Below are 24,830 nucleotides of genomic sequence, written 5' to 3' on the forward strand. Positions count from 1 at the left end.
CCGAACGGTGATGCACGGGCTGGACTTCGGACTCAACGCATGGGTGGTGGACGAGCAGCGCCGGCGCTACCTGCACGACCCCGGGTCCGTCGAGGAGACGTGGCGGGAGTTCTTCGCCGCCTCGGGCACAGCAGCGGGCCCGCCGGCGCGCGCCCGCTCCGGCCCGGACGACCGGGACCACGACGAGGCGGCGGGCCGGGCCGTCCGGGTCGCCGCTCTCATCCACGCCTACCGGGTGCGCGGCCACCTGATGGCCGGCACGAACCCCCTCGCGCCGCAGCCCGCCGCTCATCCGGAGCTGGGCCTCGGCGCCTTCGGACTCGACGACGCGGACCGGGACCGGAGCACCGTGGTGGACGGGTTCGCCGGGCGCGCCACCATGACGCTCGACGAAGTGCTGGGCGCGCTGCGGGAGTTCTACTGCCGCAGCGTGGGTTTCGAGTACATGCACATCCAGGACTCCCGCGAACGCCGCTGGATCCAGGAGCGCGTCGAGACCGCGCAGCGCCGGCCGGACCGCGCCCGGCAGCTGCGGATCCTCTACCGGCTGGGGGCGGCCGAGGCCTTCGAGACCTTCCTGGGCACCAAGTACGTGGGCCACAAGCGGTATTCGCTCGAAGGCGGCGAGTCGGCCGTCGTGCTGCTCGACGCCCTGCTGCACAGCGCCATCGAGGACGGGGTCGCGGAAGCCGTCATCGGGATGGCGCACCGCGGCCGGCTCAACGTCCTGGCCAACATCGTCGGCAAGTCGTACGCCCAGATCTTCGGCGAGTTCGAGGACGCGGCGGACCTCGGGTCCGTGCAGGGGTCGGGAGACGTGAAGTACCACCTCGGTGCCAAGGGCGCCTATCGCGCCCTGGACGGCCGCGCGGTGGCCGTCTCGGTGGTGGCGAACCCGTCGCACCTGGAGATCGTGGGCCCGGTCGCCCAGGGAGTGGTGCGCGCCAGGCAGGACCTGGCCGCGGAACACGACGGGCCCGCGGACGTGCTGCCGATCGTGGTCCACGGAGACGCTGCCTTCGCCGGCCAGGGCGTGGTCGCGGAGACCTTCAACATGTCGCAGCTGCCGGGCTACCGCACGGGCGGGACGGTCCACATCGTCGTCAACAACCAGGTCGGATTCACCACCGCGCCCGCGAGCGGGCGCTCCGGCACCTACGCCACCGGCGTGGCACGCATGGTGGAGGCGCCGATCCTCCACGTCAACGGCGACGACCCGGAGGCCGTGGACCGCATCGCGCGGCTCGCCTTCGACTACCGCCGGACGTTCCGGAAGGACATCGTGGTCGACCTGGTCTGCTATCGGCGCCACGGACACAGCGAGGTGGACGACCCCTCCATCACGCAGCCGCTCATGTACGACCGTATCGACGCCAGGGCCTCGGTGCGCACGCTGTACGCCGAAGCCCTGGTGGCCCGCGGGGATCTCGGCGAACGGCAGGTGGCGGGCGCCCGCCGCGATTACCAGGACCACCTGGAGCGGGCCTTCGCCGAGACCCGTGCGCTGCCCGCCGCCGGGACCGGCCACGACGTTCCCGGCACCGGCACGGCCCGGCCGACCGCCCCGCACGCGGCCGGCCGGACGGTGACCGCCGCCGACGAGGCCACCCTGCGCCGGGTCATCGCCGCGGGGACCGACCTGCCCCAGGGCTTCACCGTGCATCCGCGCGTCCTGCCGCAACTGCGCCGGCGCGCGGCGTCGCTGGAGACCGGCGCGGTCGACTGGGCCACCGCGGAGACGCTGGCCATCGGTTCACTGCTGCTGCAGGGCGTCCCGGTGCGGCTCGCCGGACAGGACTCGCGGCGCGGCACCTTCGGGCAGCGGCACGCCGTCCTCACCGACCGGCACACCGGCGCGGAACACACGCCGCTGCGCGCCCTCGGCCCGAGGGCCGCGGCTTTCACGCCGTACGACTCGATGCTGTCCGAACTGGCGGCGCTGGCCTTCGAGTACGGCTACGCGCTGGCCCGCCCGGACGCCCTGGTGCTGTGGGAGGCCCAGTTCGGGGACTTCACCAACGGCGCCCAGACGGTCGTCGACGAGTACATCGCCTCCTCCGAACAGAAGTGGGGCCAGCGCTCCGCGCTGACCCTGCTGCTGCCCCACGGCCTGGAGGGCCAGGGCCCGGACCACTCCTCGGCCTTCCGGTGAGCACCGGCGGGGGGTACACGGACGGAGCGCAGCGGAACGCGCCGGCCGCCCGGCCGGCCGCCCCCCCGCCGGCAGGCCCCCCGCCCACCGGCACCCGGCCCCCGTCATCGGCGGGCACGCGGACGCCGCCGGGTGGTCGCGTGACGCAGGGAGTACCAGGCGACCACCGCCCAGGCCGCGACGAGCAGGACGTACAGGGCGACGGCGGTCCAGACGAACAGCTGCGAGCCGGTACGGGCGGCGAGCGCGCCGGTGCCGGTCACGCAGGCGCCGAGGGGGAAGATGAAGGACCACCAGGTGGGTGCGAAGGGCAGACCCCGGCGGACCTCCCGTACGGTCAGCGCGGTGGCCAGCACCAGCCACAGCAGGGCGAAGCCCCAGATCCCGAGCCCGCCCAGCAGCGCCGCGACCGCGGTGCCGCGCGCGTACGGGGCCGGCAGCGCGGTCGGTGCCGCCGTGGCCAGCGCCCCCAGCGCGGTCACTGCCTGGTCCAGTGCCCCCACGCCGATCCACACGGTGGGCACCACCGCACCGCTGGGCGCGTCGTGGTGCACCAGGCGGCTGTACACCATCGCCAGCACCAGCAGGACCGCGACCAGACCGAGCCCGAGCATCGCGTAGCAGCCCAGCAGCAGAGCCAGCCGCACCTGTCCGTCCCGCGCCCGGGGAACGAGCAGCGCCCCGGTCGCCGCGGAGACGATCGGCGGGACCACCGGCAGCAGCCAGCCGCCGAACGCCGCGTCCGGCTCGAACCGGTGCCGCGTGACCATCAGGTACGGAACCGTGCAGGCGGTGGCCAGGCCCAGCGCCGTACCTGCCGACCACAGCACCCAGTCCGCGTCCACCGCCGCACGCTCGCCGATCAGACGCCGGCCCAGCAGCAGCGTTCCGGCCCCCACGGTCAGCAGCGCTATCGGGGGCGCCCCGAAGAACTGGGCGAGCACCGGATCGCCGGCGTGCGTCCGCAGCATCCGCTGGCGGGCGTAGGCACAGGCCAGCAGGGCCAGCAGCAGCGCGGTTCCGGCCCAGACGACGGTGGCGGCCGCGGTGAGCCCGGGGAAGCCGCGCGGCAGGGTGGCGGCCCCTACGGCCACGATCCCGCTGCCCATGACCGCGGCGAACCAGCCGGGACCGAGTGGCCCCCGCCCGCTGCCGTCGGCTCCGGCCGGTCGGTCACGGGTACGGGGGGACGGGCTCGCAACGGCGGGGCGTCGGGACGGGATCGCTCGGTCGGTACCGGAATGGGGTGCCACGGGGCGGTGCGCCTACTCTTCTCGTGTCGGATGCGTCACCGCCCGGGTTCGGCGTCGGTGACCGGCGCCGTCGACGCTACGGAGCGGCGCGGCCCGCAGCACAGGGCAGCACGTGCCATGACACCCTCACACCGGGACATCGGAGGTCGCGCGGGTCCGTGGACAGGAAGCCGCTGCTGGTGACGCCTGCCTACCGGGCCCGCTTCCGCACCACGAACGGCCCTGAGTTCGGCCCCCGTTGACGACACTCGCGGTCAGTGCGGCCGGGGCGCGGAGCGGTGGCTCCCGGTCGGCCGGGGCGCGGCAGGCCGGGCCGGCGAGGAACCAGAACAGCGGGCGGTGCGTGTTGACGGTGAGTCCGCCCCGGGGGGTGCCGTCGGTCGGCCGGGACAGCAGTGCCCGGCCGAGCCCGATGCCGGCGCCGCCGCGCAGTCGCTCGTCGTCCCAGGCGCAGCCGTCCCGCAGTGCCACGTGGACGCCCTCGTCGGCGTAGTAGTGCTCCCGGTCGGCGATGCAGGCGGGCAGTTCCTCGTTCAGCCCCCGCCAGGCGTACGCGAGACGTGGTCAGTACATGCTCATGCCGCCGTTGACCGCTGCTGTCGTGCCGGTCATGAACGTGTTGTCCTCGTCGGCGAAGAAGGCGACGGCTCGGGCGACGTCGGCCGGCCGGGCGAGGCGGCCCAGGGGAGTGGCGGCCACCTGCCGCTGCCTCGTCGCGTCGTCGAAGACGGTGTCGGCGGTCCGGGACTCCACCGGTCCGGGCGAGACGATGTTGACCGTGATGCCCCGCGGGCCGAGTTCCTGGGCGAGGTACCGGGCGAACTCCTCCAGCGCGGCCTTGGCCGTGCCCAGTGCGATCATGCCCTGCCGCGGCCTGCGGCTGAGGTCGGTGCCGAGGAAGACGACGCGTCCCCGGCCCTGTGCGGTCATGTGGGGGAGCACCGCCTTGGTGACCGCGAAGGCCGCGTGCATCTCGGCGTCGAGCTTGCCGCCCAGCTCCTCCCACGTCATGTCCTGGAACGACTTGACGGCGTACGGGATGAGCGCGTTGTGCACGAGCACGTCCACGCCGCCCCAGGCCGCCCGCACCTGCTCGACCATGGTCCCGACGGCCGTCCCCTCGCGGACGTCGGCCTGTACGGCCATGGCCTGGCCGCCGGCCGCCGTGATGTCGGCCACGATCTCCTCGGCGGCCCTGGTGTTGCTGAGGTAGTTGACCACCACGCGCATGTCCCGTTCGGCCAGGAGCCGTGCGGTGGCCGCACCGATTCCGCTGCTGGCCCCGGTCACCAGGGCCACCCGGCCGGCTGTCCCGGTCATGGGCTCACCTCCGTGTCGTCGTCGCGGGCCGCCGGAATGACCGCCCCGAGCGGTTCGGCTTCGCTCTCCGCGCGGGTGCGGACCGCCCCGTGGAGCACGGTGTCGACGGTGGCCCGCAGCAGGTCGGCAGCGCTCCAGTCCAGTTCGTGCGGCAGCCGGGAGGTGAGCAGCCGTTCGAGCGCGCCGCGGGTGATCTCGCCGAGCAGTTCGGGAGGGGTCTGGAGCAGCCCCTGCCGGTGCCCGTCCCGGAACAGTTCGTCGACGCGCCGGTAGATCACCGTGTCCACGCGCCGCTCCACGTACTGCCGCAGCATCGCGTCGCCGCCGCGTCCGGTGCTCAGCTGCGCCGCGCCGATCCGCCCGAGTTCGGTGCCCGCGGCGATCAGGAACCGCTGGACCCGCACGTCGAACGGCTGTCCCTCCGCGCTCTCGGCCGCTGCCGCCAGCGTCTCCTCGACGGCCGCGAACCGCCGGTCCAGCACCGCGGTCAGCAGGCTGCGCTTGTCGGGGAAGTGGCGGTAGATCGTCTTCTTGCTCATCCCGAGCGCACGAGCGAGTTCGTCCATGCTGACGGGCGCGGCGCCCGGCGCGAGGAACAGCCGGCCGGCCGCCTCGACGATCACCTCGGCACGCCGCTTGTCCGCGGTGGAAACGGGAGAAACCGCAGAAGTTTCCATGGTTTCCATCGTGCGTCGGCGCCACCGCGCTGTCAAACGTCTCCCTGGCGACGTCGCCCGGCTGCGGCGCCGTCGTAGCTGGTCGCGCAGTTCCCGCGGCCCTTCGGGGCTCCGGAGGACGCGGCGGCACCCCAGGGCGTCACCGCGGATTCCATGGACGGATAGTCTTCGAACAGATAATCTGCTCGCAGAGCATTTCTGCACCGGGGAGGCCACTGATGTGGACGTATGAGCACAGCATCGAGACCGATGCCACGCCCGAGGCGATCTGGGGGCTGTGGACCGACGTCGCCCACTGGGGCGTCTGGAACGCGGACATCGCGAGCATCCGGATCAGCGGGCCGTTCGAGACGGGCGCCGAGATCGTGATGACCCCGGCCGGGCAGGACCCCGTGCACCTGCTCGTCGCCGAGACGGCCGTCAACGAACTGTTCGTGGACGAGGCCCGGTTCGACGGGCTCCTCCTGCGCACCGTGCACCGGCTCGGCCGGGGCGACCGAGGCCGCACCCGGGTGACCTACCGGATGGAGATCACGGGCCCCGGCGCCGACCGGCTCGGCCCGCAGATCGGCCCGGCCGTCACCGGGGACTGGCCGCAGACCATGGCCGCCCTGGTGAAACTGGCGCAGGACCGATGACCCACCACCCCGGCGACAGCCCCGGCTTCCTGCTCTGGCACGCCACGCTGCGCTGGCAGCGCGACGTCGTGGCGGCTCTCGCTCCCCTGGACCTCACCCATGTCCAGTTCGTGCTGCTCGCCTGCGCCTGGTGGCTGAACACCCACGGCGAACACCCCAACCAGCTGGCCCTGGCCCGCCAGGCCGGCACGGACGTCAAGATGACCTCGCAGGTCCTGCGCGCCCTGGAGGCCAAGGGTCTGATCGAACGCGAGGTCGACCCCGCCGACACCCGTGCCAAACGGCTGCGCGTCACCGGCGCGGGCGCCGCACTGGCCCCCCGGGCGATCGCCGTCGTGGAGGAGGTCGACGCCCGCTTCTTCCAGCCGGTGGCCCACCATGACGCCGTGACCCTGCTCGGCCGCCTGGCGAACCCCGGTCCTGACGCCCGGGGCCGTGCGGGGGAGCCGACCGGGAACCGGTCCCGTCGGCGGAACGTCACACGTCCGACAGCCGCGCCTCCTCCAGGTCCAGCCACCGCTGCAGCCTCCGGCGGGTCGTGTCGCTGATGGCGTGGGCGTCGTAGAGGCGCTGCAGTTCCGTGGTCTCGACCGTGATCAGGTCCCGGCGCAGCTGGCGGTAGACCAGGTCGGCCGACTCGGTCGCGGCCGTGGTGCCGTGCTGCTCGGTCAGGCGGTCGCGGGCGTCGTCGAGGCGGGCGGTGAGGCCACGGCGGAGGCGGTCGAGGACGACGTCCGGTACGACCTCCAGCTCCGCGAGCTCCTCCAGCCGGGCCAGGCCGGCGTGCGCGAGACGGGAGCGGGCCTGGGCCTCCTCGCGGGCGGTGTGGGCGGGCTCCAGGGCGATGCCGGACGCGCGGACGACCGGGGCGAGGGTGAAGCCCTGCACGACCAGGGTGACCACCACCACCGAGGTGGTCAGCACCAGGACCAGCGGCCGGTCGGCGAGCGGGGTGCCGTTCTTCATGATCTCGGGGATGGACAGGGCGGCGGCCAGTGGCATGACCCCGCGGGTGCCCGCCCAGGTCAGCACCATCGGCACCCGCCAGTTCACCCGGCCGATGCCCCCCTTGCGCTGGACCACCGCCGACAGCGGCGCGAGCCACAGCAGCCGTACGGCGACGAGCGTGGCGGCGACCGCGAGGGCGTACAGCGGCCAGGCCTGGTCGCCGTCGGCCAGCGCCCGCACCTGGGCGGGCAGGGCCAGCCCGATCAGGCTGAAGACGACGCTCTCCAGCAGGAAGACCACCGTGCCGTACACGGCGTGCAGCTGAAGGCGGATGCGGGCGTTGGTGAGCCGGTCGCCCCGGCCGCCGAGGATCACACCGGCCACCACGCACGAGGTCACCCCGGAGGTGTGCGCGGCTTCCGCCAGCAGATAGGCGGCGTACGGGGTGACCAGGGCGATGACCGTCTCCAGCACCGGGTCCTCGGTGCGGCGGCGGATCACGGTGATCACACCGGCCACCGCGGCGCCGATCAGCGTGCCGCCGCCCGCCAGCACCAGGAACTCGCCGCCCGCCGCCCCCCAGTTCGCGGCGGCGGAGGCCACGGCGATGCCGGCCGCCACCCGCACCAGCACCAGCGAGGTGGCGTCGTTGAACAGGCTCTCGGCCTGCACGAGGACCTGGACCCGGGGCGGCAGCGCGAGCCGGCGGCCGAGCGCGGTCACCGCGACCGGATCGGTACTGGCCAGGACCGCGCCCAGTACGAACGCCATCTGCCAGGACAGCGGAGTCACCAGGGCCGCCACCACGCCGACGGCCGCCGCCGAGGCGAGCACCAGTCCGATGGCGAGGATGCCGACCGGCTTCCACACCGCGTGCAGCTCACGCCAGGGCATCTCCTCGGCGGAGGCGTACAGCAGCGGCGGGAGCACGACGAGGCCGATGACGTTCGGGCTGATCTCGATCTGCGGGGTGCCCGGCAGCAGCGCCACCGCGAGACCGGCGACCACCAGCAGGGAGGGGGCCGGGATACGCCAGCGGCGCGCGAAGGTGGCGACCACCGTGGCCAGGACCACGAGGGCGAGAACCGTACCGACGCCGCGCATGCCGTCCCCCTGGGGCCTCTACGGGAACCACCATGACTCCCGGCCGACCAGACTTCCCGGCACACCTGCGGCCACCCTATCGGGCCAGGGCACGTCAAGACAGTGTCAAGGTCCGCGGGGCGGCGCCAAGGAGCGCTGACAACCGCGCCGAGCGATCCGCGGAGCGGCTTCCTTGAGCAGAGGGACCCCTGCCCGCGGGGGAGTGGGACAGCGAGCGGAGCGCGTCGGCGGCGATGAGTGACGTACGGCCCGCCCCGGGCGGCTCCGTAAGGGTTGCGTCAAAGGCGCGTGGGGCGCCGTAAGAGAGCCGTCAACGGGTGGCCGGAACCGGTCGGAGAGGCGTTTTCCTCTAAGCGTCCGTTTCGCCTCACTCCAGGAGTTCGCGATGGCCGATCTGGCCTTCGTCATCGCCACGGTCGCGGCCCTTGCGCTGGTGGCTCTCGTCGCCAAGGGGGTGACGAAGCTGTGACCGCCGAGAACGTCGTCGGCCTGGTCGTGGCCGTCGCCCTGCTGGGCTATCTCGTCCTCGCCCTGATCTTCCCGGAGAGGTTCTGACTGTGACATCAGCTGCCTCCGCAGCGGGCGACATGGGTCCCGTACTCGCAGGCGTGCTCCAGCTGCTCGCCCTCATAGGCGCGCTGGGGCTCGCCTACATCCCCCTCGGCACCTACATGGCCGGGGTCTACTCCTCCGACAAGCACTGGCGGGTCGAGAAGTGGATCTACAAGGGCATCGGTGCCAACCCCGACACCGAGATGCGCTGGCCCGCATATCTGCGCGGGGTCCTGGCCTTCTCCGGGGTCAGCGTGCTCTTTCTCTACCTGCTGCAGCGGCTCCAGGGGGTCCTGCCCGGCTCGATGGACTTCTCCTCGGTCAACCCCGCGCAGTCGTTCAACACGGCCGTCTCCTTCGTGACGAACACGAACTGGCAGTCGTACTACGGCGAGCAGACCATGGGGCACGTCGTGCAGACCGCCGGTCTGGCCGTGCAGAACTTCGTCTCCGCGGCCGTCGGCATCGCGGTGGCCGTGGCTCTCGTGCGGGGGTTCGCGCGCTCGCGCACCGGTGAGCTCGGCAACTTCTGGGCCGACCTGGTGCGCGGCACGCTGCGGATCCTGGTGCCGGGCGCGGCGATCGCGGCCGTCGTCCTGGTGGCGTGCGGAGCGATCCAGAACTTCTCCGGCATCCACGAGGTCGGTCAGTTCATGGGCGGCTCGCAGCAGTGGAACGGCGGCGCGGTCGCCTCGCAGGAGGCCATCAAGGAGTTCGGGACGAACGGCGGCGGCTACTTCAACGCCAACTCCGCCCACCCCTTCGAGAACCCGACCCCGTTCACCAACCTGTTCGAGATCTTCCTGCTGCTGGTCATCCCGTTCTCGCTGACCCGGACCTTCGGCGTGATGGTCGGTTCGGTCAGGCAGGGATACGCCATCCTCGCCACGATGGGCACCATCTGGGTGGGCTTCGTCGCCCTGATGATGTGGACCGAGTTCGCCCACCACGGCCCGGCGCTGCAGCTCGCGGGCGGGGCGATGGAGGGCAAGGAGGTGCGCTTCGGCGTCGGCTCCTCGTCGATCTTCGCGGTGTCCACGACCTTGACCTCGACGGGGGCGGTGGACTCCTTCCACTCCTCGTTCACCGGACTGGGCGGCGGCATCGCCATCCTGAGCATGCAGCTGGGCGAGATCGCACCCGGCGGTACCGGCTCCGGCCTGTACGGCATCCTGATCATGGCGGTCATCGCGGTGTTCATCGCCGGTCTGATGGTCGGCCGTACGCCCGAGTACCTGGGCAAGAAGATCGGTGCCCGCGAGATCAAGCTGGCCGCCTGCTACATCCTGATCACCCCGGCGCTGGTCCTGATCTTCACCGCGGTGTCCATGGCGCTGCCCACCCCGCCGCACTCGATGCTCAACTCCGGGGCGCACGGCTTCTCGGAGGTCCTGTACGCCTTCAGCTCGGCGGCGAACAACAACGGCTCGGCCTTCGCGGGGCTGAACGCGAACACCGACTGGTACAACACCATGACCGGACTCGCGATGCTGCTGGGCCGCTTCCTGCCGATGGTGTTCGTGCTGGCGCTGGCCGGCTCGCTCGCCGAGCAGAAGCCCGTCCCGGCCACGGCCGGCACCCTGCGCACCGAGAAGCCGCTGTTCACCGGCCTGCTGGTCGGCGCGATCCTGATCATCACCGGTCTGACCTACTTCCCGGCCCTGGCGCTGGGGCCGCTGGCCGAGGGGCTGGCGTCATGACCACCCGAACGGAAGCCCACGAGGACACGATGTCCACTCCCACCCTTGCGCCTCACCAGGACGCGCCCACCGGGCACAAGTCCGCCGAGGGCCGCGTCGGCGCGGGTCTCTTCGACCCCAAGCAGTTGCTCAGGTCGCTGCCCGAGGCCTGCCGGAAGCTGGACCCGCGGGTGATGGTCAAGTCGCCCGTGATGTTCGTGGTGTGGGTCGGCTCGGTCCTGACCACGGTCTTCTCCTTCAAGGACCCGGGTGACTGGTTCGGCTGGACCATCAGCGCCTGGCTGTGGCTGACCGTGATCTTCGCCAACCTGGCGGAGGCGGTCGCCGAGGGCCGCGGCAAGGCCCAGGCGGACACCCTGCGCAAGGCCAAGACCGACACGGTGGCCCGCCGGCTGGCCGGGGACACCGAGGAGCAGGTGCCCGGCACCGAGCTGCGGATCGGTGACCTGGTCGTCTGCGAGGCCGGTGACATCATCCCCGGCGACGGCGACGTGATCGAGGGCGTCGCCTCGGTCGACGAGTCGGCGATCACCGGTGAGTCCGCCCCGGTCATCCGCGAGTCCGGCGGGGACCGCTCCGCGGTGACCGGCGGGACGAAGGTGCTGTCCGACCGGATCGTCATCAAGATCACGACGAAGCCGGGCGAGACCTTCATCGACCGGATGATCAGCCTGGTCGAGGGCGCGGCCCGGCAGAAGACGCCGAACGAGATCGCGCTCAACATCCTGCTCGCCTCGCTGACCATCGTCTTCCTGCTGGCCGTGGCCACCCTGCCGCCGTTCGCCGACTACGCGGGCACCCACCTGACGATGGTCGTGCTGGTCGCCCTGCTGGTCTGCCTGATCCCGACCACCATCGGCGCGCTGCTGTCCGCGATCGGCATCGCGGGCATGGACCGGCTGGTGCAGCGCAACGTGCTGGCGATGTCCGGCCGCGCCGTCGAGGCCGCGGGCGACGTCTCCACGCTGCTGCTCGACAAGACCGGCACCATCACCCTCGGCAACCGGCAGGCGTCGGAGTTCGTGCCGGTGCGCGGGACGACGGAGGCCGAGGTCGCCGACGCCGCCCAGCTGTCGTCGCTGGCCGACGAGACCCCCGAGGGCCGCTCGATCGTCGTCCTGGCCAAGGAGAGGTACGGGCTGCGTGAGCGGCACCAGGGCGAGCTGTCCGGTGCCGAGTGGATCGCCTTCACCGCGCAGACCCGGATGTCGGGTGTGGACGTGGACGGCCGGAAGATCCGCAAGGGCGCGAGCGGTTCCGTCGTCGCCTGGGTCCGTGCCGAGGGCGGCACCGTCGCGGACGACGCGGACACCCTCTCCAGCGCCATCTCGCAGGCCGGCGGCACCCCGCTGCTGGTCGCCGTCAAGGACGACCGGGGCGCCCGGGTGCTGGGCGTCATCCACCTCAAGGACGTGGTCAAGGAGGGCATGCGCGAGCGGTTCGACGAACTGCGCCGCATGGGCATCAAGACCGTCATGATCACGGGTGACAACCCGCTGACCGCCAGGGCGATCGCCGAGGAGGCGGGCGTCGACGACTTCCTCGCCGAGGCCACCCCCGAGGACAAGATGGCCCTCATCAAGCGGGAGCAGGCGGGCGGCAAGCTGGTCGCGATGACCGGTGACGGCACCAACGACGCCCCGGCGCTCGCCCAGGCCGACGTGGGCGTGGCGATGAACACGGGCACGTCGGCCGCCAAGGAGGCCGGCAACATGGTCGACCTCGACTCCAACCCGACCAAGCTCATCGAGATCGTCGAGATCGGCAAGCAGCTGCTCATCACCCGCGGCGCGCTGACCACCTTCTCCATCGCCAACGACGTCGCGAAGTACTTCGCGATCATCCCGGCGCTGTTCGCCGCCGTCTACCCCGGGCTGGACAAGCTCAACATCATGGGCCTGTCCTCGCCCGACTCCGCGATCCTGTCCGCGGTCATCTTCAACGCGCTGATCATCATCGCGCTGGTGCCGCTGTCCCTGAAGGGCGTCCAGTACCGGCCGGTCAGCGCCGACCGGATGCTGCGCCGCAACCTGACGATCTACGGCATCGGCGGGCTGATCGCCCCCTTCATCGGCATCAAGATCATCGACCTGCTCATCTCCCTGATCCCCGGAATCGGTTGAGGGCCATGAACAACTCCGTTACCAACACCGCCCGGTTGCTCTGGGCGGCCCTGCGGGCCCTGCTCGTGCTGACCCTGGTGACCGGTGTCGTCTATCCGCTGGTGGTCACCGGCATCGCCCAGGCCGCGTTCCACGACAAGGCGAACGGCTCCGAGGTCAGGGCGGACGGCAAGGTCGTCGGATCCTCCCTGATCGGTCAGTCGTACGACCTCCCGCTGAAGAAGGGTCAGCAGACGCCGGACGCGGACCTCAAGTGGTTCCAGGGCCGCCCGGCCAACGGCCTCGGCAGCAACAGCGTCAACACCCGGTACAAGCTGATCCTTTCGGGAGCGACCAACCTGTCCGCCGACAGCAAGGTGCTGATCCAGCAGGTGAAGGACGCCAAGGCGGCCGTCATCAAGGACAACTCGGTCCCCGGCTACACGGTCACGGCGAACGAGGTACCGGCCGACGCGGTGACGTCCTCCGGCTCCGGCCTGGACCCGGACATCTCCCCGGCCTACGCCGAACTCCAGGTGCACCGGGTCGCCGCGCAGAACGGCCTGCCGGTCGCCCAGGTGGAGAAGCTGGTCGAGGACCACACCGAGGGGCGCACCCTCGGCTTCATCGGGGAGCCCCGGGTGAACGTCCTCCAACTCAACATCGCGCTCAAGGACCTTGTGGCGCGCCACTGACGGGACGACCCGACACGAGCGGGAGCCGGCGGCCGGGACGCGTCCCGATGCGGCCGGCTCCCGTGGCCATGACGTCGCTCGGCTCACGTCCGGCGCCCCCCGGCCCGGCGTACGACAGGAAGGGCACACAGCCATGACGCGGGTGCTCGTGGTGGAGGACGACCCGCAGCTCGTACGGGCTCTCGTCATCAACCTGCAGGCACGTCACTACGGAGTGGACGCCGCCCCGGACGGTGCCACGGCGCTCCGGCTGGCCGCCGCACGCCGGCCGGACGTCGTGCTGCTCGACCTCGGACTGCCCGACATGGACGGCGTCGACGTCATCCAGGCCCTGCGCGGCTGGACCAGGGTGCCGGTCCTGGTGCTGTCCGCCCGGCAGGCCTCCGACGAGAAGGTGGCCGCGCTGGACGCGGGCGCGGACGACTACATCACCAAGCCGTTCAGCATGGACGAACTGCTGGCCCGGCTGCGGGCGGCCGTCCGCCGTACCGAGGACGTGGCGCTGGTCCCGGAGGCCACCCGGGTCGAGACGGACGGTTTCAGCATCGACCTGCTCGCGAAGAAGGTCGTCCGGGACGGGCGGGACGTGCGGCTCACCCCGACCGAGTGGCACCTGCTGGAGATCCTGGTGACCAACCCGGGCCGGCTGATCACACAGAAGCACCTTCTCCAGGAGGTCTGGGGCGTCACCCAGTCCAACAGGACCAACTACCTGCGCGTCTACATGGCCCAGCTGCGTCGCAAACTGGAGACCGACCCGGCGCACCCCCGCTATCTGATCACCGAGCCCGGCATGGGCTACCGCTTCGAGGGATGACATGGCACGCGGCAAGCTCCGGATCTACCTCGGCGCGGCACCCGGCGTCGGCAAGACGTACGCGATGCTGTCGGAGGCACACCGCCGTATCGAGCGGGGCACCGACTGCGTGGTCGCCTTCGTCGAACACCATCACCGGCCGCGCACGGAGGTGATGCTGCACGGCCTGGAACAGGTGACCCGCAAGGAACTGGAGTACCGGGGCGCGACCTTCACCGAGATGGACGTGGACGCCGTCCTGCGGCGCGCTCCGGCGGTCGCCCTGGTGGACGAACTCGCCCACACCAACGTCCCCGGCTCCCGCAACACCAAGCGCTGGCAGGACGTGGAGGAACTGCTCGCGGCCGGCATCGACGTGGTCTCCACCGTCAACATCCAGCACCTGGAGTCGCTGGGGGACGTGGTCGAGTCGATCACCGGGGTGCGGCAGCGCGAGACCGTGCCGGACGAGGTGGTGCGGCGCGCCGACCAGATCGAGCTGGTCGACATGTCCCCGGAGGCGCTGCGCCGCCGCATGGCGCACGGCAACATCTACAAGCCGGACAAGGTCGACGCGGCCCTGTCCAACTACTTCCGGCCCGGCAACCTCACCGCCCTGCGCGAACTCGCCCTGCTCTGGGTCGCGGACCGGGTCGACGCCTACCTCACCGAGTACCGCAGTGCGCACCAGGTCTCGACGATCTGGGGTTCACGGGAGCGGATCGTGGTCGGGCTGACCGGCGGCCCGGAGGGGCGCACTCTCATCCGCCGGGCCGCCCGCCTGGCCGAGAAGGGCGCCGGCGGTGAGGTGCTGGCGGTCTACATCTCGCGCAGTGACGGGCTCACCTCCGCCTCCCCGAAGGAACTGGCCGTCCAGCGCACCCTGGTGGAGGACCTCGGCGGCACCTTCCACCAGGTCGTCGGCGACGACATCCCGGCCGCCCTGCTCGACTTCTCCCGGGGGGTGAACGCCACCCAGATCGTCCTCGGCGTCTCCCGGCGCAGGAGCTGGCAGTACGTCTTCGGACCGGGCGTCGGCGCCACCGTGGCCCGCGAGTCGGGCCCCGACCTCGACGTCCACCTCATCACCCACGACGAGGCCGGCAAGGGCCGCGGACTGCCCGTGGCGCGCGGAGCACGCCTGGGACGCGCCCGGGTCGCCTGGGGCTGGCTCGTCGGCGTGCTCGGTCCCGTCCTCCTCACCTGGCTGCTCACCGGGATCGCTCCGGCCGTCGGCCTCGCCAACGACATGCTGCTGTTCCTCAGCCTGACGGTGGCGGCGGCCCTCGTGGGCGGCCTCTTCCCCGCGCTGGCCTCCGCGGTGGTCGGCTCGCTGCTGCTCAACTGGTTCTTCACCCCGCCCGTCCACACCTTCACCATCGCCGACCCCGAGAACATCGTCGCCATAGCGATCTTCGTCGGGGTGGCCCTGTCGGTGGCCTCGGTGGTGGACCTGGCGGCCCGGCGCACCCACCAGGCGGCCCGGCTGCGCGCCGAGTCGGAGATCCTCTCCTTCCTCGCCGGGAACATCCTGCGCGGCGAGACCACGCTGGAGGCGCTGCTGGAACGGGTCCGCGAGACCTTCGGCATGGAGTCGGCGGCCCTGCTGGAGCGGGCCGACGACACGACCCCGTGGACCTGCGCCGGCAGCGTGGGCCCCCGGCCGGCCGGGATACCGGAGGACGCGGACGTGGACGTACCGGTCGGCGACCACATGGCGCTGTCCCTGCGCGGCCGGGTGCTGCCCGCCGCCGACCGCCGGGTGCTGGCCGCGTTCGCCGCGCAGGCCGCCGTCGTCCTGGACCGCCAGCGTCTGCGGAGCGAGGCCGGCCGGGCCAGGGAACTGGCCGAGGGCAACCGCATCCGCACCGCCCTGCTCGCCGCCGTCAGCCACGACCTGCGCACCCCGCTGGCCGGGATCAAGGCGGCCGTCACCTCCCTGCGTTCCGAGGACGTCGAGTGGTCCGAACAGGACCGGGCCGAGCTGCTGGCGGCCATAGAGGAGGGCGCCGACCGTCTCGACCACCTCGTCGGCAACCTCCTGGACATGTCCCGCCTGCAGACCGGCACCGTCGCTCCCCTCATCCGGGAGACCGACCTGGACGAGGTCGTGCCCATGGCGCTCGGCGGGGTGCCGGAGGACAGCGTGGAGCTGGACATCCCGGAGACCCTGCCCATGGTCCACGTCGACCGGGGACTGCTGGAGCGGGCCGTGGCCAACGTCGTCGAGAACGCCGTCAAGTACAGCCCGCCGGGCGAGAAGGTCCTGGTCTCCGCGAGCGCCCTCGCCGACCGGGTCGAGGTGCGCGTCGTCGACCGCGGCCCCGGTGTCCCGGACGAGGCCAAGGAACGCATCTTCGAACCCTTCCAGCGCTACGGCGACTCGCCCCGCGGTGTCGGCGTCGGCCTCGGGCTGGCCGTGGCCCGGGGCTTCGCCGAGGCCATCGACGGCACCCTCGACGCCGAGGACACCCCCGGCGGCGGCCTCACCATGGTGCTGGCGATACCGACGGCACCGGAACGCGCCCGATCCGAGGAACCGGACCTGCCGACGGCGACGAGTTCCTGAGGGACGCGGGCGGGGGCGAGTTGGTGGGGGCGTCCACGGCAGCGGATTGCTGAGGGACGCGGACGGGACCCGCGAACAGCGAGTCCGTCGCCTTCCGGCGCATCTCCGACGGCCCCTTCAACTGGCTGCTGACGGCCTCCGTCCTCACCCTGGTCTTCGCCTTCCACAGCTCCGCCGCAGTCGCCTTCGCCTTCGCCTTCGCCTTCGCCTTCGGCATGGCGGTCACCGGCACCATCACCATCACCACCCTGCTGTTCTTCTACGTCGCCCGCGCGAAGTGGGGCACCCCGAAGCGGCTGATCGGCATCGGCGCGACCGTCCTGCTCTTCGTGGACCTGCTGTTCGTGGCGGCCAACATGACCAAGCTCGTGCACGGCGCCTGGCTGCCGTTGCTGATCGGCCTGACCGCGTTCACTGTCATGACGACCTGGCAGCGCGGCCGCCAACTCGTCACCGCCGAACGGGCCCGCGGGGAGGGGCTGTTGCGGGAGTTCGTCGACGGCCTGCGCAGCGGTGAGCTGCCGGTGCCCCGCGTCCCGGCCGACCGGCGGCTCGCCGTCGACGGCCTCGGCTACGCCGACGATGGTCCACGTCACCGCCACCTACGGCTACATGGAGACCCCGGACGTGCCCGCCGCCCTGGCGATGCTCGACCCGGCCGAGACCGAGGGACCCCTGCAACTCGACCAGGCGTCCTGCTTCCTGTCGAAGATCGAGCTGCGCCGCGGGCAGGCGCCCACGATGGCTCCCTGGCGCAAGCGGCTGTTCATCGCCACGTCCTGCATCACGGCCGACGCGGCCGAGTACTTCGGCCTCCCGCGCGACCGCACGGTCATCATGGGCTCGCACATCGAGGTGTAGCCGGCGCCGGCGGCTCCGCATCCCGGTGCGGACCGAGCCGCCGATCTCATGGGCCAAGAGATTAGAAGAACGTCTAATCGAGACGGCTCCGCGTTGATCGACGCGAGATACGTCTGCGAATCTGCGTCTGGTAACGGGCGGATCGACAATCGGTCGGCCCGGCTCAGGCGTCAGCCTGAGCCGCTCCGTTCAAGGAATTGAGACACCTTGGTGAAACTGAGCTTCAAGAGATTCGCGGCGACGGCAGCCCTGGCCACCGCGCTCGCCACCGTCGTCACCATTCCCGCGTCTGCCACGGACAAGGTGGACTGCGGAGACCGCACGGACTTCGTCCGTATCACGGAGAATTTCCGGACGGACCACTGCTTCGCCAACAGCGGGTCCTACGACTTCCGTCGGGACAGCTTCTGGGCCAGCAAGATCAGCAGTGGCAACAACGACATCACCTGGGTGGCCGACGGGTACTACCACGACCTGCCGCGCTGGAACGCCATCGTCTGGCCCACGGTCGGCACCGTGCATCTGCAAACGATCATCATCAAGTAAGTACCCCGGCTTGTCGCTCCGCTTTCCTTCCTTCCTTCCTTCCTTCCCCCAGAGGAGATCTTCCATGAAAACGCGAATCAAACGTGTGGTTCTGTCCTCGCTGACGACTTTCGCGGCGGTGGCCTCACTCGCTGTCGCCACGACGCCGCAGGCGTTCGCCATCAACCCGGCCGACTGCGGCCGCGACGACTTCCTGAAGATCGACCTCCACGACTCCACCGACAGTGGCCAAGCGGTGAATTTCCGCACGTTGTGTTTCGCCAATGCCGGGGACGTGGCGATAACACCGGCCGCTTACTGGGATGTCTGGATCACGCGTATCTCGACCGGCAACAACCGTGTCCAGTGGCACGGGGACGGAAGGTGGCAGCCCAGCGCCCCGATCGAGAAGAACACGGTCATGACCTGGCCGAACAACCCCGGTGGAGTCGACATCGACAGGATCAGGATCCTCTGAGCCACCAGTGGCCGGGGACGGCGGTCCCGTCCGATCGCCGTCCCCGGGGCGACCGCGCCCCCGTTCTCGGCTCCCGGCAGCCGGTGAGCCGCCAGGAGCCCGGCTCAGTCCTTGTCCGGCGGGTCGGAGCCGGCCGGAGCGGAGGCGGCGCCGGGCCGGGTGAGGGTGCCGTGGAGCCAGGCGGCGGCGAGTTCCGCCCGGGAGCGCGTGCCGGTCTGCTGGAACAGCCGGGTCAGGCGCTGTTCGACGGTCTTGTGGCTGCAGGCGAGTTCCGTGGCGATCTGCCGATTGGTCGCGCCGCCGCTGACCATGCGTACCAGTGCGATGTCCTGCGCGGTCAGGTTCCCGTGCGCCTGGCGGAGTCTCGGGACCGGGATGCCGCGCCGTCGCGCGGCGCGGGCGACGGCGGCGCGGAACGGACGGCCGAGGCCGAGGCGATGGGCGTCGCGTACCGCCTCGGCCAGCCAGGTGCGGGGGTCGTCGGCGACGTCCGTCAGGCACAGGCCGACCATGACGCTCAGGTGCGCGTCTGAGCGGCGGCCGATCAGGCGGTGGGCCCTGAGCAGGCTCGCGGTGTCGCGGTGGGCCACGCCCCGGCCGACGAGGAGGGCCTCGTGGGTCAGGGGCGTGGCGGCCTCCTCGTGCAGGGTCTCCAGTTCCTCCAGGGCCTGCTGAACCGTGTGCGGCCGGTCCTTCCGGGCGGCGAGCGACAAGATGTGCAGCAGCAGCCGTTCCACACCGGCGAGCCGGCCGTCCTTGCGCGCGTGCCGCACATCGCGCCAGGCCCCTTCCAGCGCCTCCCGTGTCCGGCCGGACCTGTGCCGCACAGCCAGGCGGGCGCGGGCCGCCAGCGGATGACGGAGGGTGTCCGGGACCAGGTCGAGCCAGGCGCGGGCGTACGCGAAGTCTCCGCGGGCGCAGTGGATCTCCGCGGCCAGCGCCCGCGGCAGGTGGGGGACGCCCGCCGTGGCGTGGGTCCGGGCGCGTACCTCGATGCGGCGGGCCGCAGTCAGCGCGGCGTCCCAGTTCCCCGTCAGGTAGTCGCGCACCATGCCCCGGTACTGGACGGCGATGCCGTCGGGGGCCGCGACGTACCGGTCGCCGAGGACGGCGGCGAGGGCACCGGCGAGGTCCGCGTGGGCGGCGGCCTGGCGCAGCCGGTCCAGAGCGCGGTCGTCGACGGCGTCGGGCGGCAGATCGCGCCGCGCGCGGCTCAGTTCGGTGCGGCCGCCCACTGCGGCGGCCACCAGCCGTAGTTCGGCGGGTGAGGGCAACGGTGTGCGCCGCTGTCCGGGGGCGGTGTCCGGGGTGGGGCAGCCAGTGGTCGCCGGCCGGGACGTCAGGGTGCCGATGCCGTACAGACCGCCGAGTGCCGCCAGCCCCGCCGCCACGGCAAACCCGTCGGCCGCCCCGCCGGAGGGGGCAGGGAGGATGTCCGTGCGCGGGGCCCGGTGTTCGTGAACTGCCCCCCATACCCATGCGGCTACGACGCCGGACAGACCCACTGGGCCCCCGGCGGCCCCGGTGTCCTCGGCGTCTCCGGCGGCCTCGGTGTGTTCGGGGTGCGGTGGTGTGTCCAGGAGGGTGAGCAGCGGCTTGCCGAGAGTCAGCAGTCCCTCGTGGTCGCCGTGTCGCAGACTCAGCCCGCTCGCCTCGCGCAGCACGTCGGGGGTGCGGGGGTCGCGCGGTGCGAGCCGGTCGAGCGCGGCCGCGTACGCGCGGGCCGAGCGGGGCCAGTTGGTCCTGGCCTCTTCGCGGGCCGCGGCCAGCAGCAGCGGCACGGCGAGGGCATCGTCCAGGAGCGGGCCGGAGGCCGCGACGCGGTCGGCCAGGCGTGGGAAACCGCGGCCGGTGGCTTCGGCACCGAGCTCGTTCGCCACCCGTGTCACGAAGCGCGCGGAGTTGCCCTGCAGGTCGCGGTCGACGGGCAGCCTGCGTAAGGCGGCCGCGAGCGCCGGGACGGCGAACGACAGACGGCCCTGCGGGTCCGGGGTGAGAATCCGGTCCGTGACCAGGCGGTCCAGCGTGTGCTCCAGGGCTTGGGCGCCAGTCGACGGCGTCGGCCTGAACACGTCGTCGACGTGTACGTCGGCATGGTCCAGCACGCGGGCGGTGACGATCGCCGCTTCGAGGGTCTCGGGGTACGGGAGCGTGTACGGCCGGCCGAAACCGAGGACGAAGGCGTCTTCGGCGGTCAGCCGCAGATGCTTCTCCGCAAGCGTGAGGCACATCCGGCCGTCGAGTTCCAGCAGGTCCTGCTCGTCCAGCGCGTCGAGCACCGACAGCACGGCTTGCGGGTTGCCTGCCAGCGTGCCCAGCGCCCGCGACACGGCGTCGGCCAGCGCGGGCTCGGCCGGACGGCCGAACCGCCTGGTGACACAGGCATCGACGAGCGCGGCGACGTCCGCCGGTGGCAGGGGTGGCAGTTCGAGGACCTGGTCCGCCGCGGCCGGCAGCTGCGCCCGGCCCGGGTCCGTCGCGGGCCGCGGCCGGCCGGCCATCACCACGGGGACGCCGTGGGGACGGAAGGCGCGCAGCAGCAGCCCCAGGGCGTCGGCGCTGCGCCGTGGCATCCGCTCGACGCCGTCGACGACCAGGGCGACCGGGGCCCGGCGGGCCGCTGCGGCCAGCGCCTCGGACAACGCGGACAGTGCGGTCACCCCGCCGTCCCCGGTCACCCCGCCGTCCCCGCTCTCCCGGCCCTCCCGTGCAGTGGCCCGCGACCGTGCCCCGCGGCTGACGGGAAAGGGAGGCAGGACGCCGCCGTGGTCGGCGACGACCAGACCGCAGTCGTCCGCGAGCACCGCGTCGGTGCTGTCCTCGGCCGCCTCGTCCCGTGGGCCGAGCCGCACCACCACGGCACCGTGCCGGGCCGCCACCTGCCGTGCCTGCTCCAGCACCGTGGTCTTCCCCGTCCCCGCGGCCGCGACGATCAGCAGGACACGCGCCGACGCTCCGGTCCCACAGAGGACCTCCGCCACCTCTCGGACCACGCCGTCCCGACCGATGACCGCTCCACGCCGATCCTCCACGGTGCCACCTCGCCTGCTCTCCTTTACCTGAATGAGAGATGGCGCCTGGCATCTTTCCGTTCCCTTTGCCTGGGCGGCGGCGAACTGCGCCCCTCATAATGTGCAGCGCACACACGCACGAGGGGGCGCCGGCCCACACGGAGGGGCGGCCGTGTCCGCAACCGGCCGGCCTGTCCGGGAACAAGGGATGTACTGCACGGTGGCTGCGCGCTCGCACATCAACGACATGCTCGTCAACACCAGCGAGCTTGTCCCCTGGGGTACGCCCGCCCGCATGCACCGCGGCGACGGCCGCCTGCTCGGCCGTCGGCGGGAGTCGGATCAGATCCACAGGTTCCTGACCGACCCGGACGGTCCCCGGCTCGTCCTCGTACGAGGCGAACGCGGCGCGGGCCGAACGGCGTTCCTGACAGCGGTCGGCGAACGGCTGCGCGCCCACGGAACTGCCGTACGCGCGGTCGACTGCGTGCTCGGCGACGGCGAACGGCCCCTGCTGCTGGCGCTGAGACTGGTCATGGCACTGGAAGAGCACCACTCACCCGGCCGCCCGCACCGACCTGCCTCAGAACTGGTCTCCCGGGCGCTTTCCGCCGTCGACCGGTGCGACCGTACGGCGATGGACGCGGTGCTGCGCGCCGCTCTCGCCAGGCCGTCGCCGGTGGCCGTCATGGTCGACGACGCCCAGCATGCCGACACGGGCTCCCTGGCCGTGCTCAGCGGCATCGACTGGCCGCGGCTCGCGACCGGCGCCCGTCTGGTGGTCGGCGCCGTGCGGCACGGCGCCCCGAGCACGTCAGGCCCGTGTGCGACCGCCCCGGCCGCCACCGGCACAGGCCACGGCAGCACGCCCCCTGGTGCACTGCTCGAAAGGGACCGGGCGGCAGCCAGGGACGGCATGGCGGCGGCCGTGGAACAGCTGTCCGGCGCCGAGGGTGTCCGCACCGTGCTCCTGGCCCCGCTGGGACCGCAGGACACCACCGCGCTGGCAGCGCAGTGGTTGACGGCGCAGCCCGACACCGTCCTGGCCCGGCGGGTCGGCGAGTTGACCCGCGGCATCCCGGGAGCGGTCGACGCCCTGCTCACCGCCTGGACCCGGCGCGACGAGATCCGCACAGCCGACCGTCGCGCCTTCCTCCACGCCACGACGCCGGTGCCGGTCCTGCCGGACGACGACCGGTTCGTCACGGCAGTGGACGTGCTCGGCGAGCCGTATCGCGCGGTGGCCGCGGCGCTGAGCGTCCTCGGGCCGCTCGGCCCAGCAGCCCTCCCCCTGGCCGCGGAGTGGGCCGGACTGTCCGCCAGTGCCGCCGGCACGGCGGTACGCCACCTGGTGGCGGAGGGCGTCCTCGACGAACTGCCCGCACCGGACGGCGCCGGCGTACGGGGCTGGACCTTCCGCCTCCCGCTGACGGCGCACACCGTCCGGGAGCGGCTGCGACCGAGGGAACGCAGCCGGTTGTCCGCCACGGCCGTGCGGGTGCTCTGGGCAGACGCGGAGGCGGGGCGCGGCGCACCGGCCTCCCCGGTGTCCCTCCTGCTCGACGGGCAGGACGCACGTGCCTACCGGGCCGACCGGATCGCGGACGCGGGAATCCTGGTCGACCGGGAGCGCGCGGCGGCCGAACTGGCGTCCGCTGCCCAGCAGTCACCGCCCGGGACCGATGACCGTGCGGTGCTGCGATGGCTACGGGCCGCCGCCGGCCTGACCGAGCGGCACTCCGACCGTGACGCCTTCCTGCAGCAGTGCGGCACAGCCGCCTACCGGGCGGGCGACTACCCCGCGGGCCGGGCCGTCGCGGAGACACTCCTGCGCGATCCAGGAGAGTCACTGCCGGCGCCGGCACTGCAGGAGATCGCCAGCATGTTCACGGCGCTGACGGCCAATCAGCGGGACTGGCGGCAGCTGTCCAGGCTGGCGACGGCACACTGGTGGGACGACCTGCCGGTACCCGCCCTCGCCAAGGTGACCGGCCAGGCCCTGGCCCTGTGCCGCCTGGCCAGATGGCAGGAAGCGGCGGAGCTGCTCTCCCGTACGGAAGCCGACTGGAACACCGACCCGCGCGCCCGCGCCGCGCCCGGGTGCTTCAAAGCCGTGGCCGAACTCGCGCTGGGTCGGCCGGAGGCGTTCCGGCACGGACTGACCATGCCGGACGCGCCAGAGCTGCCTCCCGGCAAGGTGTACGTGCTGGCCGACGCGATGTTCGTCGAACTCGCCGTCGGCCACGACCTGAAGGCGGCCGAAGCCCTGCTCCAGGCCCGCGCGCTGACCGTGGAGATGCTGCCCCCGATCAGCCGGTTCCTGCACCACCACCTTGCCGGCCGATGGGATCAGGCACTGGAAGCCGGCCGCCGACTGCTCGCCGCCGGCGAGGTCCAGACCCCCGGCTCGGACAGCTGTCTGCTTCCCGCGCGGACCGCGGCCATCCTCCTCGCCCGGGGCCGCGTCACCAGCGCCCTGAATCTGGTGGTGAGCAGGCCGGGCCCTGCTGCGGGACCACCCCAGTGGTCCCTGAGCGCCGCCGAGGCGGAGGTGCTCACGACCCTCGGTGACCTGGAAGGCGCCGAGCAGGCACTGCGTCGTGGGCTGGACGCGGCACAGGCCCGCGCCCAGCTGCACGGCTCCGCCGAGCTGTGGGCCGCGCTCGCCGAGGTCACGGCCGAGACAGGACGCACCGGCGAGGCGGCAACCCACCTGCGCCACCTGAGGCGGATCGTGAGCCGGACGGGCGACGACCGGACGCGCCTGCGCTACCTGCTGGCCGCGGCCCGCACCCTGGCCCACCACGACCCCGACAGTGTCCACGGCCACCTGCGCGAGGCCATGGAACTCGCCCGCCATCGGGGCCTGCCGTTCGAAACGGCGACCACCCTGGTCGCCACCGCCACCATGGGTGCGGGGCCGGCCACGCTGTTGCACGAGGCGTACGACCTGTTCGGCATGACCGGCGCCACCTTGTGGCGCTCCCGGACCAGGACCGCGATGCGCGACGCCGGACTCACCGTCCCCGGCCGCGGACAGACCACCGCCGAGAACGACCACCTCCTGGCCACCCTCGTCGCGGAACAGCTCACCAACCGACAGATCGCCACCGTCCTCCGGCTCAACGAGGACGCGGTCGCCCGGCGCCTGTCCCGGTTGTTCACCCGCACCGGACAACACTCCCGCACCGAACTCGCCACCGCCGTCCTCACCGGCTCCCTCTGACCGTCCGCCACCGCAGGCGCCGACCGGCCCGGGTGCCGCGGCGGCAACTCGCGTCAGGTTTCCCCGTACTTAGCCGGCACAGCCGAAACGGCGGATCACGTCTGCCAGCATCGTGATCAGCAGCAGCCAGTGAGAGAGAACAGAGGAGCCGGTCGTGATACGCGCACAGAAGAAGAACATCGAAGGCGCCGACATGGCACAACGCACCGCATGTCTCCCCTGA

The 24,830-nt window shown here is 72.2% G+C and carries 18 protein-coding genes and 2 pseudogenes; 14 read left to right on the plus strand and 6 right to left on the minus strand.

The genetic code is table 11. The features are described 5' to 3' along the window. Positions 1–10: 10 nt before the first annotated feature. Positions 11–2,143: pseudogene (locus AB0M11_RS23845) on the plus strand (multifunctional oxoglutarate decarboxylase/oxoglutarate dehydrogenase thiamine pyrophosphate-binding subunit/dihydrolipoyllysine-residue succinyltransferase subunit); the annotation flags it as partial. A gap of 113 nt (positions 2,144–2,256) precedes the next feature. Here the strand turns inward: AB0M11_RS23845 and AB0M11_RS23850 are convergent. The 4 genes from AB0M11_RS23850 to AB0M11_RS23865 form a co-directional block, all read right to left on the minus strand. Further along, entirely contained in the window at positions 2,257–3,405 is a 1,149-nt protein-coding gene (locus tag AB0M11_RS23850; RefSeq protein WP_365708630.1) for a TDT family transporter, read from the minus strand. 126 nt (positions 3,406–3,531) lie between these two features. Continuing rightward, complete coding sequence (locus AB0M11_RS23855) at positions 3,532–3,876, minus strand: hypothetical protein (protein ID WP_365708632.1); 345 nt, start codon at positions 3,874–3,876, stop codon at positions 3,532–3,534. Between the two features lie 93 nt (positions 3,877–3,969). Beyond that, complete coding sequence (locus AB0M11_RS23860) at positions 3,970–4,725, minus strand: SDR family oxidoreductase (protein ID WP_365708634.1); 756 nt, start codon at positions 4,723–4,725, stop codon at positions 3,970–3,972. Further along, positions 4,722–5,402: a TetR/AcrR family transcriptional regulator gene (locus AB0M11_RS23865; protein ID WP_365708636.1), complete on the minus strand. Its 681-nt coding sequence runs from the start codon at positions 5,400–5,402 to the stop codon at positions 4,722–4,724. Before AB0M11_RS23865 ends, AB0M11_RS23860 begins: the two co-directional genes overlap by 4 nt. A gap of 218 nt (positions 5,403–5,620) precedes the next feature. On the opposite strand from AB0M11_RS23865, the gene AB0M11_RS23870 reads away from it, so the two are divergent. Both AB0M11_RS23870 and AB0M11_RS23875 read left to right on the plus strand, forming a co-directional pair. Beyond that, the gene (locus AB0M11_RS23870) at positions 5,621–6,040 is read left to right on the plus strand and encodes a polyketide cyclase (protein WP_365708638.1); all 420 of its coding nucleotides are present in this window, start codon (positions 5,621–5,623) and stop codon (positions 6,038–6,040) included. Continuing rightward, the gene (locus AB0M11_RS23875; RefSeq protein WP_365708640.1) at positions 6,037–6,588 is read left to right on the plus strand and encodes a MarR family transcriptional regulator; all 552 of its coding nucleotides are present in this window, start codon (positions 6,037–6,039) and stop codon (positions 6,586–6,588) included. The genes AB0M11_RS23870 and AB0M11_RS23875 overlap by 4 nt, the downstream gene beginning before the upstream one ends. On the opposite strand, the gene AB0M11_RS23880 is transcribed toward AB0M11_RS23875, so the two are convergent. Next, positions 6,518–8,092: a Na+/H+ antiporter gene (locus AB0M11_RS23880; RefSeq protein WP_365708642.1), complete on the minus strand. Its 1,575-nt coding sequence runs from the start codon at positions 8,090–8,092 to the stop codon at positions 6,518–6,520. The two genes, AB0M11_RS23875 and AB0M11_RS23880, sit on opposite strands and share 71 nt — an antisense overlap. A 465-nt stretch (positions 8,093–8,557) precedes the next feature. On the opposite strand from AB0M11_RS23880, the gene kdpF reads away from it, so the two are divergent. The 10 genes and pseudogenes from kdpF to AB0M11_RS23930 all read left to right on the plus strand — a co-directional run bounded on the left by kdpF (position 8,558) and on the right by AB0M11_RS23930 (position 18,370). Beyond that, complete coding sequence (kdpF, locus tag AB0M11_RS23885; RefSeq protein ID WP_009326374.1) at positions 8,558–8,647, plus strand: K(+)-transporting ATPase subunit F; 90 nt, start codon at positions 8,558–8,560, stop codon at positions 8,645–8,647. 32 nt (positions 8,648–8,679) lie between these two features. Then, on the plus strand, positions 8,680–10,344 hold the full coding sequence (kdpA, locus tag AB0M11_RS23890; protein WP_365708688.1) for a potassium-transporting ATPase subunit KdpA: 1,665 nt from the start codon (positions 8,680–8,682) through the stop codon (positions 10,342–10,344). Continuing rightward, a complete protein-coding gene (gene kdpB, locus AB0M11_RS23895; protein WP_365708644.1) occupies positions 10,341–12,467 on the plus strand; it encodes a potassium-transporting ATPase subunit KdpB in 2,127 nt (708 codons plus the stop codon). Before kdpA ends, kdpB begins: the two co-directional genes overlap by 4 nt. A 5-nt stretch (positions 12,468–12,472) precedes the next feature. Continuing rightward, complete coding sequence (locus AB0M11_RS23900) at positions 12,473–13,141, plus strand: potassium-transporting ATPase subunit C (RefSeq protein WP_365708646.1); 669 nt, start codon at positions 12,473–12,475, stop codon at positions 13,139–13,141. 133 nt (positions 13,142–13,274) lie between these two features. Then, positions 13,275–13,958: a response regulator transcription factor gene (locus AB0M11_RS23905; protein ID WP_365708648.1), complete on the plus strand. Its 684-nt coding sequence runs from the start codon at positions 13,275–13,277 to the stop codon at positions 13,956–13,958. Between the two features lies 1 nt (position 13,959). Further along, positions 13,960–16,506, plus strand: a complete 2,547-nt coding sequence (locus tag AB0M11_RS23910; RefSeq protein WP_365708650.1) for a sensor histidine kinase KdpD — start codon at positions 13,960–13,962, stop codon at positions 16,504–16,506. Positions 16,507–16,655: 149 nt separating this feature from the next. Further along, positions 16,656–16,958, plus strand: a pseudogene (locus tag AB0M11_RS23915) (KUP/HAK/KT family potassium transporter); the annotation flags it as partial. A 130-nt stretch (positions 16,959–17,088) separates the two neighbouring features. After that, positions 17,089–17,367 (plus strand): hypothetical protein, encoded by a 279-nt coding sequence (locus AB0M11_RS23920; protein WP_365708652.1) that lies wholly within the window; start codon positions 17,089–17,091, stop codon positions 17,365–17,367. A 210-nt stretch (positions 17,368–17,577) separates the two neighbouring features. Continuing rightward, positions 17,578–17,913, plus strand: a complete 336-nt coding sequence (locus tag AB0M11_RS23925; protein ID WP_365708690.1) for a beta/gamma crystallin domain-containing protein — start codon at positions 17,578–17,580, stop codon at positions 17,911–17,913. 64 nt (positions 17,914–17,977) lie between these two features. Further along, positions 17,978–18,370: a beta/gamma crystallin domain-containing protein gene (locus tag AB0M11_RS23930; RefSeq protein WP_365708654.1), complete on the plus strand. Its 393-nt coding sequence runs from the start codon at positions 17,978–17,980 to the stop codon at positions 18,368–18,370. Between the two features lie 104 nt (positions 18,371–18,474). On the opposite strand, the gene AB0M11_RS23935 is transcribed toward AB0M11_RS23930, so the two are convergent. Then, entirely contained in the window at positions 18,475–21,402 is a 2,928-nt protein-coding gene (locus tag AB0M11_RS23935) for an AAA family ATPase (protein ID WP_365708656.1), read from the minus strand. A gap of 199 nt (positions 21,403–21,601) precedes the next feature. Here AB0M11_RS23935 and AB0M11_RS23940 point away from each other — a divergent pair, with 199 nt between their 5' ends. Further along, positions 21,602–24,607, plus strand: a complete 3,006-nt coding sequence (locus AB0M11_RS23940; RefSeq protein WP_365708658.1) for an AAA family ATPase — start codon at positions 21,602–21,604, stop codon at positions 24,605–24,607. Positions 24,608–24,830 lie beyond the last annotated feature (223 nt).

It is taken from the genome of Streptomyces sp. NPDC051987 (genome assembly GCF_040680735.1).
GTDB lineage: Bacteria > Actinomycetota > Actinomycetes > Streptomycetales > Streptomycetaceae > Streptomyces.